At 36.8% G+C, this 18834-nt stretch carries 15 protein-coding genes; 9 read left to right on the top strand and 6 right to left on the bottom strand.

The annotated features are described in order from the left end of the window. Positions 1–98: 98 nt before the first annotated feature. The 6 genes from N0B16_RS13090 (at position 99) to N0B16_RS13065 (ending at position 9685) form a co-directional block, all read left to right on the top strand. The gene (locus N0B16_RS13090) at positions 99–2933 is read left to right on the top strand and encodes a T9SS type B sorting domain-containing protein (RefSeq protein WP_262991398.1); all 2835 of its coding nucleotides are present in this window, start codon (positions 99–101) and stop codon (positions 2931–2933) included. 111 nt (positions 2934–3044) lie between these two features. Beyond that, a complete protein-coding gene (locus N0B16_RS13085) occupies positions 3045–6467 on the top strand; it encodes an FIDD domain-containing protein (protein ID WP_262991397.1) in 3423 nt (1140 codons plus the stop codon). Between the two features lie 142 nt (positions 6468–6609). Continuing rightward, positions 6610–7398 (top strand): hypothetical protein, encoded by a 789-nt coding sequence (locus N0B16_RS13080; RefSeq protein ID WP_262991396.1) that lies wholly within the window; start codon positions 6610–6612, stop codon positions 7396–7398. A 170-nt stretch (positions 7399–7568) separates the two neighbouring features. Beyond that, entirely contained in the window at positions 7569–8351 is a 783-nt protein-coding gene (locus N0B16_RS13075; protein WP_262991395.1) for a DUF6759 domain-containing protein, read from the top strand. Positions 8352–8427: 76 nt separating this feature from the next. Next, on the top strand, positions 8428–9105 hold the full coding sequence (gene trmB, locus N0B16_RS13070) for a tRNA (guanosine(46)-N7)-methyltransferase TrmB (RefSeq protein ID WP_262991394.1): 678 nt from the start codon (positions 8428–8430) through the stop codon (positions 9103–9105). Positions 9106–9226: 121 nt separating this feature from the next. After that, positions 9227–9685: a DUF6759 domain-containing protein gene (locus N0B16_RS13065; RefSeq protein WP_262991393.1), complete on the top strand. Its 459-nt coding sequence runs from the start codon at positions 9227–9229 to the stop codon at positions 9683–9685. Between the two features lie 77 nt (positions 9686–9762). Here the strand turns inward: N0B16_RS13065 and rpsB are convergent, their stop codons facing one another. The 3 genes from rpsB to rplM form a co-directional block, all read right to left on the bottom strand. Further along, positions 9763–10530 (bottom strand): 30S ribosomal protein S2, encoded by a 768-nt coding sequence (rpsB, locus tag N0B16_RS13060; RefSeq protein ID WP_162088218.1) that lies wholly within the window; start codon positions 10528–10530, stop codon positions 9763–9765. A 204-nt stretch (positions 10531–10734) separates the two neighbouring features. Next, positions 10735–11121 (bottom strand): 30S ribosomal protein S9, encoded by a 387-nt coding sequence (gene rpsI, locus N0B16_RS13055; RefSeq protein ID WP_054511446.1) that lies wholly within the window; start codon positions 11119–11121, stop codon positions 10735–10737. 5 nt (positions 11122–11126) lie between these two features. After that, positions 11127–11582, bottom strand: a complete 456-nt coding sequence (rplM, locus tag N0B16_RS13050; RefSeq protein WP_262991392.1) for a 50S ribosomal protein L13 — start codon at positions 11580–11582, stop codon at positions 11127–11129. 187 nt (positions 11583–11769) lie between these two features. On the opposite strand from rplM, the gene N0B16_RS13045 reads away from it, so the two are divergent. Then, the gene (locus N0B16_RS13045; protein ID WP_262991391.1) at positions 11770–12879 is read left to right on the top strand and encodes a DUF3667 domain-containing protein; all 1110 of its coding nucleotides are present in this window, start codon (positions 11770–11772) and stop codon (positions 12877–12879) included. Here the strand turns inward: N0B16_RS13045 and N0B16_RS13040 are convergent. Further along, positions 12876–13208 carry a hypothetical protein gene (locus N0B16_RS13040; RefSeq protein WP_262991390.1) on the bottom strand — a complete coding sequence of 111 codons (333 nt, stop codon included), beginning with the start codon at positions 13206–13208 and terminating at the stop codon, positions 12876–12878. The genes N0B16_RS13045 and N0B16_RS13040 overlap by 4 nt on opposite strands. A 183-nt stretch (positions 13209–13391) precedes the next feature. Between N0B16_RS13040 and N0B16_RS13035 the strand changes: the two genes are divergently transcribed. Further along, entirely contained in the window at positions 13392–16739 is a 3348-nt protein-coding gene (locus tag N0B16_RS13035) for a methylmalonyl-CoA mutase family protein (RefSeq protein ID WP_262991389.1), read from the top strand. Positions 16740–16802: 63 nt separating this feature from the next. On the opposite strand, the gene N0B16_RS13030 is transcribed toward N0B16_RS13035, so the two are convergent. Then, complete coding sequence (locus N0B16_RS13030) at positions 16803–17417, bottom strand: tetratricopeptide repeat protein (RefSeq protein ID WP_262991388.1); 615 nt, start codon at positions 17415–17417, stop codon at positions 16803–16805. Between the two features lie 109 nt (positions 17418–17526). Between N0B16_RS13030 and N0B16_RS13025 the strand changes: the two genes are divergently transcribed. Continuing rightward, positions 17527–18249 carry a Dph6-related ATP pyrophosphatase gene (locus tag N0B16_RS13025; protein ID WP_262991387.1) on the top strand — a complete coding sequence of 241 codons (723 nt, stop codon included), beginning with the start codon at positions 17527–17529 and terminating at the stop codon, positions 18247–18249. Between the two features lie 18 nt (positions 18250–18267). On the opposite strand, the gene N0B16_RS13020 is transcribed toward N0B16_RS13025, so the two are convergent. After that, positions 18268–18825 carry a hypothetical protein gene (locus N0B16_RS13020; protein ID WP_262991386.1) on the bottom strand — a complete coding sequence of 186 codons (558 nt, stop codon included), beginning with the start codon at positions 18823–18825 and terminating at the stop codon, positions 18268–18270. Positions 18826–18834: the final 9 nt, after the last annotated feature.

Here is an 18834-nt window from a genome sequence, read left to right as displayed (position 1 = left end):
ATCGTGGCTTTTTTATATCTGCAATACAGATTCTAAAAAATATTGCAAACATTATAAATATTCTGCTATTTTTGTAAAAACCATAATATTTTTTGCTTATGAGAAAACTTTTACTCTCTTTATTATTAATTTTTTCAACAATTAATACGCTGTTTGCTCAGCGGGATACAGATCATTGGTTTGCACCAATGGCAGCAAGATCTACCAATCTCAGCAGTCCGCAACAGGCTTTATATTTTTCTACCGATTCTATAACCCCTTTCCCGGTTCAGATTTTCAGCAATAATGTGGTGATAGGAACGGTAACGGTAAGTAAGGGAAATCCACAAACATTTACAGTGCCGTTAGGAAATATAATTGTCAGCAATACTTCAGATTTGTTTAATCCTGTTAATAAAGGTTTATACACAAAAGGTACAAAGCCTTATTTTGTTACCTTGAGATTTTCAGTACTGAGCCATGGAGAAATCTTAACCTCTAAAGGAAAAGCAGGGATCGGAACCACATTTTACGCAGTAGTTTCTCCTATTGAAAACCCTTCTACAATCCTGAATTTTACAACCGGAATTCTGGCAACAGAAGACAATACCACGGTGACGGTTTCCGACTATTCTCCGGATGTGATTTTTACCAACGGATGGACCGGAATTACAAATCCTACCCTTACTTTCACCTTAAATAAAGGACAATCTTACGTCATAGAAGGAGTAGGAGATAAACAGGGAAACAGGAAAGGGTTTATCGGAGCAAAAATTGTTGCCAACAAACCCATTTCGGTAACCAATGGAAATTTTAACGGGCAGTTTGCCTTGACCACTTCATTTGACGGATCAGATATTGTGATGGATCAGTCTGTACCCGTAGACCGTTTAGGAAACGAGTTTGTTCTTGTAAAAGGAAATGGCAACATCAATGAGAGAATGGAAGATGCTTTAATCGTAGCGACGGAGAACAATACACAGGTTTTCATCAATAATAATCCTACACCGGTTACCACATTGGGCGAAGGCGACAGCTATAGAGTAAATCAGCTGAGCAACACCAATTATATCAATCAAGGCAACGAGCATTACAATATGTACATTAAAACAACGAAAAACGTATATGTTTACCAGCTTCTTGCAGGGGTTGCAGCAAGTAACGCAACGATAGGATTTAATTATGTTCCGCCATTGAACTGTTATCTTCCAAGGAAAATTGATGAAATAGGGCTGATTAATATCCTCCCTCCCACTACGAATAATGTAAAGCTGAATATCTTAACGGAAGCAGGAGCCGCTGTTACCGTAAACGGAGCGACACCTCCCACTGTACAGGGACCTTATCCTGTAACAGGCACCGCAAATTGGGTTTCGTATTCTGTACCGAACGTTTCGGGGAATATGACCATTACTTCCACAAAAGCAGTAACCGCGGGAATTTCCGGCGGGAGTGGCGTTGTAGGATATGGTGGTTATTTTGCAGGATTTTCTTCGATTCCTGTTATCGCAAAGCAAACGGGAGATTGCATTCCCGGTATTGTTCTAGAAGTGGATGACAGTTTTGAAACGTATCAATGGTATTTTAATAACACCCCGATTCCGGGTGCAACTACCAATTCTTACACTCCGAATCTGGCAGGGAATTATACGGTCAGAATTACAGTAGGATCTTGTCCTCCTGTATTTACACCGGTGTATAAAGTGTTTACCTGTCTTAAAGAAACGACTATTGCTAAAACGGTCTGTGAAGGGTATTTAACGATTGTACCGGAATTTACCTCATCCACTCAAAATTTTGTTCCTGCAACAGTTCAGATTCTTACATCACCGGCCAATGGAACGGCGAGTGTGAATCCTACCACAGGAATTATCAGCTATACTCCGAATTTTGGATTTGCAGGTACAGATACCATTGTTTACAGATTCTGCGGGAACGCCCCCGAATTTATTGATTGTGAAAAGATCACCTTAAATCTTACGGTCTCAGAAAGCCCGATTGTAAACAGTGCAATATTAAGATCCTGTTTTCTTGAAGCCAACCCTTCTACCGCGTTGTTTAATCTTACAGTTGCTACCGTAACATCGCAGCCCGGAGTTACTAAAAAGTATTATCCTTCCCCTACGGATGCGGTAAACGGAACCAACGAAATTACCAACCCTTCTGCATATATTGCCCCGAATGGCGTGGTATACATCAGAGTTACCAACGCTAACGGATGTTACAGAGTAGCCGAAGTTACTTTAGTTGTTCTCCCTCCAGTATTTTCTACCGTTTTAGTTGATAAAATTATCTGTATAGAAGATAAAACAACATTAGATGCCGGAATCGGTTTTGACGGATATCTCTGGAGTACCGGTGCAATTACGCAGTCTATTTCTAATGTAGGAGTAGGTACATATTGGGTAAATTTAAAAAAAGGAGATTGTATTACAAGACAGAACGTAAAAGTATATGCTTCTGAACAGCCGGTTATTTCGAATGTAAATATTGACAATAACGGAATCTCTGTAAGTGTCGTTTCAGGAACCCTTCCTTATCAATACTCAATAGACAATATCAACTGGCAGGATTCTAATGTATTTTCAAATCTGCCGAGAGGAGAGATCAATGTATATGTAAAAGATGCTTATGATTGTGAGCCAATAGAAATCGGGATTACGGTTCCTAATTTAATTAATGTTATCACACCAAATGGTGACGGGGTAAATGATATCCTGGATTATTCTGCACTTGCGGGAAAACCTAATCTGATCTTTGATATTTTTGACCGGTATGGAACCAAAATTTATCAGGGAAATAAAGAAAACGGATACAAATGGGCCGGAACCACCAACGGAAGCAAAAAAGTTTCTACAGGGAGCTACTGGTACAGCATAAGCTGGAACGAAAATAATAAGAATCAGACTCCTGTAAAATATTCGGGCTGGATCTTGGTTAAAAACAGAGAATAGGTTATTCTTACCATATTAAAATGAAACCGCGATTTTATATCGCGGTTTTTTGTTTATTTTTTAGCAGATAATACTTTTTATTATTAAATTTGTTGTCAATGCAATACCTGAATGAAGAAAATTTTATCTTTTTTTCTTATTTTTTTTATATTCTCTATCACATTCGCACAGCTGGATAGAGATCACTGGTTTGCGCCTATGGTAGACCGTACGGGAAATCCCAATCCTTATCAAAAACTATACTTATCAACTAACCGCACCACTCCTTTTCCGGTAAGCATTTATAACAATAATGTTTTAATAGGTACAGTAACCATCAGCAAAAACAATCCTCAGAAATTTGATGTTTTAAGAGATTATATTATTACCACACTGCAGGCAGATCTATTTACTCCCACCACAAAAGGGATATATGTGAAAGCAGAATTTCCTTTTTACGCCAATCTGAGATTTTCGGTTTTTAATCATGCCGAAATTATCACTTCTAAAGGCATTGCCTCCATCGGGAAAAATTTTCATACCGCCAGTGCACCGATTACGGTGAGCAATGGGATTTTAAATTTTATGACCAGTATTTTGGCTACGGAAGACAATACGACGGTTACCGTTTCGGGATATAAGCCGACCGTTCAGTTTTCCAACGGAACCACCGGAGCCACCAATCCTACCCTGACTTTTACCCTTAATAAGGGACAATCATATATCATCGACGGAATTGGAAATATTACGGGAAACTTTGACGGATTTATCGGCGCAAAAATTACATCCAATAAAGACGTCAATGTCACCAACGGAAATTTTAACGGTCAGTATGCAGGGAATAATCCCAACAGTTCTGATATTTTGATGGATCAGTCTATACCCGTTGAGAAATTGGGAAACCAGTTTGCTCTGGTCAAAGGCAATGGAAGCATAGGATCAAATATGGAGGGAGCTTTGGTGATTGCCACACAAGATAATACCCAGGTTTTTGTTAACAATGAAGCTACTCCTGTTACTACTCTGAATACGGGACAATACTTTGTAATTCCCGATACCAAATATCAGCTTCAGGGTACCAATCATTACAACCTGTACATCAGAACCACAAAAAATGCCTATGTGTATCAGATGCTTGCCGGAAATTCCAGTGTGGGAAATGAGATTGCAACCGGCGGTTTTAATTTTATTCCGGGGCTTAACTGTTATCTTCCGAAGCAAATTAATGAAATAGGATTGATTGATGAAAATTTTGTTCATACCAATGTAAATCCTTCCGGGGTATTAAACATTCCGACAAAATTGAATTTAATTACAGAAAGAGGAGCAGTAGTTACCGTAAACGGTGTCACGCCGCCTGCTGTTACAGGCCCTTATGATATGACGGGAAATCCAAATTGGGTTACCTATGGAATCCCGAATACGGTAGGAACCATAACTGTAATTTCCACCAAAGCGATTACAGCGGGGATTACAGCGGGAAGTGATGCTGTAGGATATGGAGGTTTTTTTGCAGGATTTCCAACGCAGCCGGTCATCTTAAAATCAGGCGGAGATTGCGTTCCGGGAATTGTACTTACAATTGATCCTATTATTTATGACACGTATCAATGGTACAGGAACGGTAATTTAATACCCGGCGCAACATCTGCATCCTATACTCCTACGCAATCAGGGTATTACACCTGTTCAGTAACATTGGGAAGCTGTGCACCTCTGGTAACCGAGCAGTATAAAGTTTTAAACTGTACGAAGCAAAGTACGGCAATATATGATGTCTGTACATCCAAAACCATTACACCCACATTTACAACATCCGCACAAACACCGGTAGTTTCTACGGTAGCCATTGTAACGGCTCCAACTTTGGGAACTGTAACCATCAACGCTACAACAGGAATTATTACCTATAATGTTACCAATCCCGGGACAACAGGAACAGATACTTTTACCTATACATTTTGTGGAAACGACCCGGATTTCCCTGATTGCGAAACGGTAACCGTCACTCTAAATATTCAGGCTTTAACCGTAACGAATGCTACTCTCAACTCTTGTAATCTGAATAACGGGCAGGGAAATTTTAATTTAACATTAGCCAATGTAACGTCGAATTCTCCTGTAACAATCACCTATTACCCGAGTTTAGCAGATGCACAGACCGAAAATGCAGCCGCGCTTATTGCAACGCCCACTAATTATCCTGCTGTAGGCGGAACTATTGTGTATGCTGTGGTTAAAAACTCGCTGGGTTGTAAAAATATCGCACAAATTACACTTAACGTATATCCTTTAGCAGTAATAGCTCCATTGAACGTTATTGCATTATGCGACGAAAATGTGGATGGGATTGTAGATGTTTTATTATCTGATATTACGCAACAGGTGCTTAATAATCCGGCCTATTTTACCAATGTAAGATATTATGCAGTTTTAGCTGATGCCAATGTAGGAAACAATAATACCCTTCCTAATGCATGGAGCTACAGCACCAATACTACGATTTATATACGCGTAGATTCTCCGGACGGGTGTGCTCCGGTGATTGACAATCTGAATTTTGCGGTTAACACTAAAATTCCTTTGCTGACAGGCAGTGTTATTACCAATTTCTGTGATGACGATTTAGATGGCATTAAACAGGTCAATCTTGCACAATATGTCAGTCAGTTTACTACAGATCCTTTAGTGACTATAAGTTATCACACCACTTTAGCAAATGCTCAAAATGATGTTTCACCTATCGGAAGTACCGTATCTGCTACGGGAACACAGACCTATTATTTACGATTTGAAAAAGCAGGAGCCTGTCCGAATATCGGGTCAGTCAGCATCACCATAAAAACGCCTAAAAAATCTGATATCCTTGTCGATAAAAAGATATGTACCAATACATTAACCAACCTTGATGCGGGTCCCGGTTTTGACAGTTATTTATGGAGTACGGGTGCAACTACACCAAGCATTAACAATGTCCCTGTAGGGAATTATTGGGTTGATCTTTCTTTCAACGGATGCGCTTACAGACAAAATGTAAGTGTTACAGAATCTCCTTTGCCATCAATTACATCCATAGACATTAACGGCACTACCGTTACAATTGGAGTCAGCGGAGGAATACCTCCTTACGAATATTCTTTAGATGGTTTCAGCTGGCAGGATTCTAATATATTTAATAATGTTCCGAGAGGAAATAATACGATCTATGTAAGAGATTCCCAAAGATGTGAGGTTGTAAAAAAACCATTTATCGTTATCAACCTCATCAATACCATCACGCCAAACGGAGACGGATTGAATGATGATATTGATTATTCTTCTCTAATGAATAAGAAAAATATCGAGTTCAGAATATTTGACCGATATGGAGCAGAAGTATTCAGAGGTGAAAAATTAAATAAGCTGACCTGGGACGGCAATATGCAAGGCAGACCTGTACCTACAGCGACCTATTGGTATTTTATAAGCTGGACAGAAGACGACAATATAACTTCCGTGAAATATTCGAGCTGGCTGTTGGTAAAACACCGAAATGACAATTTGTGGGATAAATAAGCTGTTCTTCTTAATCATATAAAAATTCTTACTTCTATAACATTCCTTAACATTTTCGGGTGAAAGTTTAATATACTTTAACCTGCTTTCTGAAATTTCGTGATAAAGTATTCATATATTCTTATGTAATTTTGCACATTATATGAAAAACCTTATTACCCTTTTACTGTTAATTTTTATTGCTGAAATTAATGCTCAGACTTTTTCCGGACAGGTGTTTTTAAGAGATAATTCCGTTTTATATCTTAATCAGGCTTATGTGACCAATCTCAACACACAAAAAACCGTTCTTACGAATTATAACGGCGATTTCAGCCTGGAAGCGACTTCCGGAGATGTAATCCGCTTCACCTCCATTGTTACAGAGAGAAAAGACATCATCCTTACTCCGCAGATGTTTAATGCTAAAAGTTTAGTAGAACTGAAAATTGCATATCATGATATTCAGGAAGTGGTAATCAACAGATTCCGGCCCACCGGAAATTTGCGGTATGATGTGAATTCTTTAAGGAAAGAAGATAAAGCATATGCCTTAAAAAAGGTAATCGGGTTGCCGGAACCGAAAGGTGATGGCAGTTCTCCTGTTTTACCGGTTGCGGGTTTCAGAGACGGTGGTTTGACGTTCAGCTTAGAAAGTATATTTGATATTTTATCGGGAGAGAGAAAGAAAAAGCAGCGCTATGTCGCATACGAAAGAATGAATACTTCCGTTACTCAAATCAAGAATTATTTAGGAAAAGAGTATTTTACCAAATTTAAAATCCCTGAAAATCTTATTGATAATTTTTTGCAGTTTGTCTATACTTCAGAAAATATTGATGTTTTTGTACAGTCCGGAAATTTTGAAGCAGTAAAAATTCCTATTGAAAAATATGTACCTATCTATCAGCGAAGGCTGAAAAATTCTCATCTTCAGGAAATTATTAAATAGATATTTTAAAAGTATGATAAAAAATATGCACGTATAACATTTAAAAATTGTTTATTTTTATTCTTTCATATTGATATTTATTATGCATTTAAGTAATTTTAATGATACTGTATCGATGATAATCAAAAACATCTTAAAAAAAATAACTTTGACCGTATAATTATTATTCAATGAAAAAGTTACTTATATTCTTTTGCACTTTACTATCTGTAAGCATTTTTTGCCAACAGAAAGGCAAAGATTACAGCAATATTTTGAAAAGCAAAAGTATTTACGAGATCAACGCTTTTTTAAGAGACGCGCATCCAGATGATCCACGCAGATCTGTCCTGAAACCAAAAGTAATGGACATGATGAAAGAGTATATCAAAACCGCTCCGCCCGGAGATCAGAAAGTAAAACAGATTCAGGAATGGCTTGCCATGTTGAAAAGGAAGCCTTCTACAAAAATTACTTTTGATGAGATGAATGCCATTATCAGGCAAAAACAGATTGCAAAGTACCAGAAACAGCTTCAGGTTGGCCAGTCTGCGGTAGTATATATTCCCAGCAAACCTCAGAATGTCTATGTTGCCCCTACAGCAGCTATAAAAACCGTTGTTGCCATTGCAGATACGGAAGCGGCAGAATTTAATATGCTTATGGCAGATAACCCGGTAGAACATAAAAATAAAACCGTAAAAATACTGAACTCTCTGTTTGATAATGACCCTAATGCAAAAGAATGCATTATTATGATTGAGAATAAGTCTGACTGCAATATTATCATGAGAATAGATGGCATTGGAAATACTAAATACAGGCTTCCTATTCCTGCTCATGGTGATAATTCTATTGTAATACAAAAAGGGGATTATTTGCTTACAAGCATAGTCTGCGGAGCTCAGTATGCCTCCCAAAAAACAATTCAGAAACCATTAATGGTCGCTTTGGGAAGTTCTTCATCTAAATAAATATTTAAAACTAAAAGTCTTTAAAAGCAAGTTCTGTTTTATTTTTGTTAATTTTGCGGCTTTCATATACATTTTCATGGGCAAAAACAAATTAGCGAGATTCGCTGAGAATAAAATATTACCAAATGTCATCCAGCCGACCAGAGAAGAAGCACTTAACGGTTTTGAATTAAAAGGAAACTGGAGAAAAACATTCTTTAAGAATGACAAACCTATTGTGCTTGAATTAGGCTGTGGTAAAGGAGAATATACGGTAGGACTCGCAAAAACATTTACAGAAAAAAATTTCATCGGAGTTGATATCAAAGGAGCAAGATTCTGGTTTGGCGCAAAAGAAGCCATTCAGAATGACATGCATAATGTTGCTTTCATCCGTACTCAGATTGAGCTGGTAGATTATTTCTTTGCTGAAAATGAAGTTGACGAAATCTGGATTACCTTTCCGGACCCGCAAATAAAGTACAAACGTACCAAACACAGACTTACCCATCCCGATTTTCTCGAACGCTACAAAAAATTCCTGAAACCGGGCGGAATCATTCATCTTAAAACTGATTCAGAATTCTTACACGGGTATACTTTAGGATTTTTACAAGGCGCAGGATACGAAATCATTTCCGCGCACCACGATATTTACGGAGCATTGGAATACGATCCGGATACGCCACACTTAAGAGATATCAGAACCCATTATGAAGAACTTTTCTCGGCAAAAGGAAAAACGATTACGTATATAAAATTCAAGATCAATTAATCTTTACTGAATCAAAAAATAACTAAAAGCTGTAATCTATACAGCTTTTTTTGGCAAAAGAAAGTAGATACATTCAGATTTAAAAGAATAACATTTAAATTTACATTACGAAAATATTAATATGATAAAAACTTTTTCAATTTCGACCCTGGTTATCTTGTTCCTGACCAATTGCGGAGGTACAATTCACCATACGAAACAACCTGTAAAAAGACCTGCTGCGCCTGTAATCTCAACCACCGGAACAAAAACCAGCCCTGCAGCCCAAACTGAAATAGAATATCAGACATTAATAAAAACCTATAAATCTGAAACAGCAGATGTTTTAAATGATTTGCTAAATGGTTCATCCCAAAACTCCAAGACCTCAATTATTGCGGAAAACCAATCTGCGTGCAACATGGTTTTAACGATAAGCGGAAATAATTATTTTAAAAAGATACCGATTGGCGCAAAAAAAACAGGATCGGTTATGGTTCCCAAAAATCAGAATTACAATTTATCCGGAATGATATGCAATTCAGTTTATCAAAAGACAAAATTTGTTACCGACTCATATTCTGTAAAGCTTTCAAACTAATTTAATTAATCCACATGAAAATAAAAAACTCCGCTAAACAAGTTTAGCGGAGTTTTTTATTTTAAAGATAATTTTAATTATTCAGCAGCAGCGTCGAAATCTGCATCTTTATCAGCAGATACTACTTCTCCTTCTTCTTTAGATTTTTCTTTATCAGCTTTTCTCTGAGACTGACCTTCTTTGATAGAATCTGAAACTACGTTTAAGATCATATCGATAGATTTTGAAGCATCATCGTTTCCTGGGATAACGAAGTCTACTTTTCTTGGGTCAGAGTTGGTATCAACAATTCCGAAAACAGGGATCCCTAATTTCTTAGCTTCCGTTACGGCGATGTGTTCTCTCATGATATCTACTACGAAGATTGCAGAAGGAAGACGCACCATATCAGAGATAGAACCTAAGTTCTTTTCTAAGTTAGCTCTCTGTCTGTCAACCTGTAATCTTTCTTTTTTAGATAAAGTTTCGAACGTACCGTCTTTTTTCATTTTGTCGATAGAGTTCATCTTCTTTACAGCCTTTCTGATGGTAACAAAATTTGTTAACATCCCTCCCGGCCATCTTTCTGTAATATAAGGCATATTAAGTTCTGAAGCGTGTTTTGCAACAACCTCTTTCGCTTGCTTCTTAGTAGCTACGAAAAGAACTTTTTTACCTGCAGAAGTTAATTTTTCTAAAGCGCTGCACGCTTCATCCAATTTAACAGCTGTTTTATGTAAGTCTACAATGTGAATACCATTTTTCTCCATAAAAATGTATGGAGCCATATTTGGATTCCACTTTCTAGTCATGTGACCGAAGTGTACACCAGCCTCTAGAAGGTCTTTTACATTTGCTTTTGCCATGTTTTCTGTTTTTGTTAGTTTACTTTCCGTCTTTTAAACAATCAACAACTTCTTTAGATGGGAGAAGTGTTTGGATGCTAAACGTAACGGGCAAAGTTGCTGTTGGCTTATTGCATTGGCAACTGGCTTTCCAGCATTGGTTAAAAAATAATTTTAAAAATTTTTCTAAAGCTATCCGCCATAAGCCAATAGCCATACGCTTTTTTAACGTTTTGAGAATTGGAATCTCTTTCTTGCTTTTTTCTGACCTGGTTTCTTTCTTTCTACCATTCTTGCATCTCTGGTAAGTAACCCTGCAGGTTTCAATGCTAACCTGAATTCTGCATTGATCTCACAAAGCGCTCTAGAAATCCCCAATCTGATCGCTTCTGCCTGACCTGTATTTCCACCACCGAAAACATTTACGGTAACGTCGTACTGACCAACAGTTTCAGAAAGGATAAACGGCTGATTTAATTTATAAACCATTACGTCTGTAGAGAAATACGTTGCAGCCTCTTTACCGTTTACTGTAATAATACCAGAACCCGGCTTTACATAAACTCTTGCTACAGAAGTCTTTCTTCTTCCGATTTTGTGAACTATAGACATATTAATTATTTAAATTCGTTAATATTAATTGTTTTAGGCTGCTGCGCTTCATGCTTATGCTCAGTTCCTTCATATAAATAAAGGTTTTTGAACAAAACAGATCCTAATCTTGTTTTTGGAAGCATTCCTTTTACAGATTTTTCCAATACTTTCAGAGAATCTTTCTTTAGAAGTTCAGTTGCCGTCATAGACTTTTGACCTCCAGGATATCCTGTATGCCAGATATAAGTCTTGTCTGCCCACTTGTTTCCGGAAAGCGTAATTTTCCCAGCATTCAAAACAATAACATTATCACCACAATCTACGTGAGGTGTAAAGTTTGCTTTGTGCTTACCTCTCAAAATCTTTGCAACCTGAGAAGCTAATCTTCCCAATGGTTGTCCTTCAGCGTCTACCACAACCCATTCTTTATTTGCAGTAGCTTTGTTCGCTGAAACAGTTTTGTAACTTAATGTATTCACACGTTTTAGTTAAAGATTAAACATAATTTTCCCTTTTACGGGTGTGCAAAGATACAATTATTTTTTTACTGTAAAAGTATAATTTATCTAATATCTAGAAAAGAATTGAAAATAAAGCACTTATGCTAAATAATAAAAATATCTATATCTTACTCCAAATAATTATATTTGCTGAAAACTATAAAAAATGAGCCACGGAAAAATAAGAGATGATAAAACGTGCCTGAACTGCAGCCATATCGTAGAAGAAAGATTCTGCCCGTACTGCGGCCAGGAAAATACTGAAAGCCGACAACCTTTTTATTTTCTGTTTACTCATTTTATTGAAGACTTCACACATTATGACGGCCAGTTCTGGAAAACCTTACAATACCTTCTTTTTAAACCCGGGAAATTAACAAAACAATACCTTTCAGGTAAAAGACAGGTATTTGTAGCGCCTGTAAAGCTTTATATCTTTATCAGTTTTATCACTTTTTTGCTTCCGGGTCTCTTGCCTGAATCTAAGAAAGAGGCACCTGCCTTCAAAACACAGACTAATTTAAATCTCGAAAAAGAAAACACCAAAAAAACACTGGAAAAAATGCAGCAGACCGGTATTTTATCAAAAGCTACTTCTGATAAGATCAAAAAAAAGATGGATTCAAAAGATTATGTAAAAATTACAGACTCTACCGGTAATGCGATGACCAATGAGAGCAAAATTATCCGGGAAACGTTTTCGGATAAAAGCCGCACCATTATGGGTGCAGATTCTATGAAAGAATATGATTCTATAAAAAAGACTGATAAAAGCGGAACGTATACCGTTTTTCGTCCGTTGGCAGAAAAAATGTTTGAAATGAAAGCAAATGGCCTGAGTAAAAAACAGATGGTCAATAAATATTTTGAAACGCTTATTCACACCATTCCTAAAGCACTGTTTATTTATCTTCCTGTATTCGCATTTTTCTTATGGATTTTTCATAATAAGAAAAAATGGTGGTACTTTGATCATGGTATTTTTACACTCCACTATTTCTCATTTTTACTTTTAACGATTCTGATTTTGATTGTAGTCAAGAAAATATTTGCCTGGCTTCCCGATTATCTGCTGTTTAATTTTCTTTCCGGACTTATCACACTGGTCATTATTGTATATATGTCGGTTTACTTTTTTATTGCCCATTACAGGGTGTATGAGAGCAGCAAAAGGATGAGTATTTTTAAAGGGTCTGTACTTTTTATCGTCAATTGTATAGGATTATCCTGTATGCTGATGATTTTGGCGTATATCAGTTTTGTGATGCTGCATTAATTTCGGAGCGATTTGCTTCCTCTGAAACTTGCAATCAGGTAATACGCTACAAACACCGTAGAAAATTTAAGAATAGAAGGAATGGCCAGTTCCAGCGTAAACATCAACGTTCCTGCTAAAACCAGTAATCCCATTGCTGCAAATGAGAAAATAAGCTTTTGGGGCAATGTAAAATCCGGAGTGTCTAAATAATAAGCCAGTCCCCACGCAATCCCGAACGCCAAAGCATAATAAATATCCAATGCGATATTCTCGGAACTGTAGAAAAAATAATTAATCAGGAAACTTAAAATACTTCCTAAAGCAAAATAGAGCAGCGCTTTTTTCATACCTTATATAATATGATGCAAAAGTAAGATTTTAGTTGTGATCTCTTATGGGTGTATCTCATTTCAGGAGAGATTTATTTTATTTGAATAGATTAAATCCATATAAATCAAAGTGTTAAACAACAATTAAATGTTCTTATTTTATTATTATATTTGGAAATTCAGAAATTCTCAAGATTTTTTATGGAAACCCAAAAATATACTCCAACCAATAAAGTAAGAATCGTAACAGCAGCGTCATTATTTGACGGTCATGATGCTGCGATTAACATCATGCGTCGTGTCATTCAGGGTACAGGATGCGAAGTGATTCACCTTGGCCACGACAAATCAGCTGAAGAAGTCGTAAATACAGCTATTCAGGAGGATGCCAACGCAATTGCATTAACTTCTTATCAAGGAGGTCACAATGAATATTTTAAATATATCTATGACCTTTTAAGAGAGAAAAATTCTCCTCAAATTAAAATTTTCGGCGGCGGCGGCGGCGTTATTCTGCCCGAAGAAATCGAAGATATCATGTCTTACGGAATCGACAGGATTTATTCTCCGGATGACGGCCGAGAACTCGGTTTACAGGGAATGATTGATGATCTGGTAAAAAGATCAGACTTCGCAACGGGAAAAGATATTACGGCTAATGATTTAGATTCAATCAGTTTTGAAAATTCTACCAGCATTGCTAAAATCATTTCTGCTGTTGAAAACTTCTCAGAAGAAAAACCGGAATTGGTAAAAGCCATTGACGAAAAATCAAAAGATTTAAATATTCCAATCATCGGGATTACAGGAACCGGTGGAGCCGGAAAATCTTCTTTAACAGACGAATTGGTAAGACGATTTCTCCGTTCCAATCCGGATAAAAAAATCGCTATCATTTCCATTGACCCTTCGAAAAAGAAAACCGGCGGCGCATTATTGGGCGACAGAATCCGCATGAATGCCATTAATGATCCAAGAGTCTATATGCGTTCGATGGCGACCAGAGAAAACAACGTTTCTGTTTCTCCGTTCATTCATTCTGCTTTGAACGTATTGAAACTGGCTCATCCTGATGTTATTATTCTGGAAACTTCGGGTATCGGACAATCTGGTTCGGAAGTTTCTGATTTTGCAGATGTTTCCATGTACGTGATGACTCCCGAATACGGAGCTTCCACGCAATTGGAAAAAATCGACATGTTAGATTATGCAGATCTGGTTGCATTAAATAAATCTGATAAACGTGGTGCTTTGGATGCACTTCAGGCGGTCAGAAAACAGTTCCAGAGAAACCATCTGTTATGGGAAAGCCCATTGGATGATATGCCGGTTTATGCGACAAAAGCTTCTCAGTTCAATGACCACGGCACCACGGAATTGTACAACAGATTAGTCGAAAAAGTAAACGAAAAATATTCAAATTTAAATCTTCAGGGTTTTGTTGAGCAGGAAATTACAGAAGAAGTAACCATCATCCCTCCGAAGAGAGTGCGTTATTTATCTGAAATTGTTGAAAACAACAGACAGTACGACGCTAATGTTCAAAAACAGGCAGAATTAGCCAGAAAAATGTATCATATCGAAGGGGTAAGAAGTTTCCTTTCCAATGAAACATTAGATGCTGAATATCAAAAAGCCGAAAAAGACCTTCAGCAGGAAAATATTGACTTCCTGAACAATTGGGAAGATACTAAACAGGCTTTTAAGGCTGAGTTTTATTCTTATTTTGTTCGTGGAAAAGAAATTAAAGTGGAAACCTCAACAGAATCTTTATCTCATTTAAAAATTCCAAAAATATCTTTACCAAAATACACCGATTGGGGTGATTTGATTAAATGGAAAGGTCAGGAAAACCTTCCGGGAGGATTTCCTTACACTGCAGGAATTTATCCTTTCAAAAGAACCGGAGAAGACCCGACAAGGATGTTCGCCGGAGAAGGTGGACCTGAAAGAACCAACAGAAGATTCCATTACGTTTCTGCGGAAATGGATGCAAAACGTCTTTCCACAGCATTCGACTCTGTAACGCTTTACGGACAAGATCCTGCTTTACCACCGGATATTTACGGGAAAATCGGAAATGCGGGAGTTTCTATCGCAACTTTAGATGATGCGAAAAAACTGTATTCCGGATTTGATTTGGTGAATGCTATGACATCCGTTTCCATGACCATCAACGGACCTGCACCGATGTTGCTGGCTTTCTTTATGAATGCGGCCATCGACCAGAATGTTGAAAAATATATCGCTGAACATCAATTGGAAGCGAATGTTGAAAAAGCTTTAAAAGCAAAATTTGACGATAAAGGTTTAGAAAGACCAAAATATAACGGAGAATTACCTCCATCAAATAATGGTTTAGGTTTAAAACTATTAGGAATCACGGGAGATGAAGTGATTCCTGCGGAAGCGTATGCTGAAATTAAAGCCAAAACAATCGCAACAGTTCGTGGTACGGTTCAGGCAGATATTTTAAAAGAAGACCAGGCTCAGAATACCTGTATTTTCTCTACTGAATTTGCCTTAAGATTAATGGGTGACGTTCAGGAATATTTTATCACCGAAAAAGTAAGAAATTTTTACTCTGTTTCTATTTCGGGTTATCACATTGCAGAAGCGGGTGCAAATCCGGTTTCTCAACTGGCATTTACTTTGGCAAATGGCTTCACGTACGTCGAATATTATTTGTCAAGAGGAATGGATATCAATGATTTTGCTCCCAACTTATCCTTCTTCTTCTCCAACGGGATTGACCCTGAATATTCAGTGATTGGACGGGTAGCCAGAAGAGTTTGGGCAAAAGCCATGAAACTCAAATACGGCGCAGACGAAAGAAGCCAGATGTTGAAATACCACATTCAAACTTCAGGTCGTTCACTTCACGCTCAGGAAATTGATTTCAATGATATCAGAACTACGCTTCAAGCTTTGTATGCGATTTACGATAACTGTAATTCACTGCACACCAATGCTTATGACGAAGCGATTACCACGCCGACTGAGCAGTCTGTAAGAAGAGCGATGGCGATTCAGTTGATTATCAATAAAGAATTAGGATTGGCGAAGAACGAAAATCCGCTTCAGGGTTCATTTATTATTGAAGAATTGACGGATCTGGTGGAAGAAGCTGTTTACGCAGAATTCGACAGAATTACAGAAAGAGGTGGCGTTCTGGGCGCGATGGAAACCATGTATCAACGTTCAAAAATTCAGGAAGAATCAATGCATTATGAATGGTTGAAACACACCGGAGAATATCCAATCATCGGGGTAAATACGTTCCTTGGAAAAGATGGTTCCCCAACGGTTCGTCCGGGAGAAGTGATCCGTTCTACTGAGGAAGAAAAGCAGGTACAGATTGAAACGCTTCATAATTTCCAGAAATCGAATGAAGATAAATCTGAAGCCGCACTTAAAACGCTACAATACGCAGCCATCAATCAGCAGAATTTATTCAACGTCATGATGGATGCCGTGAAATACTGTTCGCTTGGGCAGATTACCAATGCTTTGTTTGAAGTGGGTGGTAAATATAGAAGAAACATGTAAGCCCGTAATCGGACGGGCAATTAAATAAAAAGCCGTAGATTAAATTCTATGGCTTTTTATTTATCAAGGCTTGCTACAATGTTGTGCTGCTAAAATTTTCAAATCAGGAATCTCTAAACCTTTTGCCATTTCAAAATTTTTGCAGGCATCTTCAATTTTATTTTGTTTAAATAAAATCAAACCTTTATAATATTTAATTTCTAAGTCAGAATCATCATATTTTTCCGCTTGATTAAGAGTAAATAATGCATCATTATATTTTTCCATATGATACAGAGCCGTTGCCTGTAATTTTTTTGCGGCTGGATCGTTTGGTCTTGTAATTTCTACTTTTAGAAATCTTATCCAAGCATCTTCATATTTTTTTTGTTGCATTAGAATTGTTCCTGTTCTAATATCTATAGTTGCATAATCTTGAACCTTAGCTTTTTTATATCCTTCTTGATAATAATTCCAAGCTGCATCAACATTACCTAATTTAAACTCGCAGTCTCCTAAAAGCACATAAGTCTCCCAGGTTTTATGACCTTTCTTTAAAATTTTTTCATAATAAGTTTTAGCCGTTGAAAAATCATTATTGTTAATCGCTTTTACAGCTTCCTGCCTTAGCATTTTAACACTTTGAGCAAAGGAAAATAAAGTTGAAATAAGAAAAGTCAGGAGTAATATTTGTTTCATTTCGAATATACATGTTTTCAAATATAAAAAAACCTAAGAAATAATTTAAGAATAAATAATTATTGAAATTATAGATTCATATAATTAAATTTGTGATCAATCATTTTAAATGAAACCCAAAGCCATCTTCAACTGGAGCAGCGGAAAAGATTCCGCACTCGCATTATATAAAATCTTACTGGAAAATAAGTTTGAAATAACTTCACTGTTGACAAGCATCAATAAAGAATTCCGGCGAATTTCAATGCATGGTGTTCCTGTTTCATTGTTAGAAAAGCAGGCTGAAAGTTTAGGATTTCCTTTAATCAAAATAGAACTTCCGAGAGAACCTTCCATGGAAGAATATCGCGAAATCATGGCTCAAACAATGAATGCCATACAATCTCAAGGCGTTACGCATTCTGTTTTCGGAGATATTTTCCTTGAAGATTTAAGGAAATACAGAGAAGATCAGTTAAAAGAAGTTGGAATGGAAGCTGTTTTTCCTCTGTGGAAAAGAAATACTTCAGACCTCATCGATGAATTTTTAGATCTCGATTTTAAAACTATTATCACCTGTGTCAACGAGACTTACTTGGATAAAAGTTTTGCTGGAAGAATTATTGATAAAGATTTAATTAAAGATCTTCCTAAAAACGTTGATCCCTGCGGTGAAAACGGAGAGTTTCATACGTTCACTTTTGACGGTCCTATTTTTAAAGCTCCCATACCGTTTGAAATTGGAGAAACGGTTAAAAAAACGTATCCTAAACCAAAATTAAATCCTGAAGATCAAGATGATGAGTATGTTTTCTGGTTTTGTGATCTCATCCAAAGTCAGCGTATAATTTAATAGGTAACACCGCTTGCACTATATTAAAACATTTACTTTTTTACTTCTGAAATACAACAGCTGAATCTGTACCAATGTAGCATAGACGCCAAAAGCCTGCCCTATTCCAAAATTCCAGAAATGTGCACTTTGAGAAATATAACCTATCCCAAAGAATAAAATACCTCCTATAAAAAAGTTTTTCAAAATCAAAGGATGAAAGCTCAATTCGATATACTCTCTGAATTTCAATTTTTTGAATACAAAATTGTATACAAGCATCGCAAGAGAAAGAAATGCTAAACCTATTTGCACGATATAAAAATAATCATTAAAAAATAAAAATACAGCCAGACTCATCATAGAAAGAGCTATTGAAGAAAAAATAATATTTCTAAATCTGGACTTCAAAATCATTTTCTCTATTCTTGCGATTTTTTTGAATGACAGGGCATCAGCATTCACCATTTCCAGTTCGTGTTGCCAGCCGATTTTAGTGGTGAGAAATGCTTCCTGAAAGCTAATATCTTCTTTCATTAATTCTGAAATCTGCGTCAGAAAATGATCATAAATTTCATTTAAAATAACAGCACTCAATTTTTTTTT

Origin of the sequence: Chryseobacterium gilvum, assembly GCF_025628965.1 — a bacterium.
GTDB classification, from domain to species: domain Bacteria; phylum Bacteroidota; class Bacteroidia; order Flavobacteriales; family Weeksellaceae; genus Chryseobacterium; species Chryseobacterium gilvum.
The sequence above is the reverse complement of the archived record's forward strand: the minus strand, read 5'-3'. Positions and strand labels throughout refer to the sequence as shown.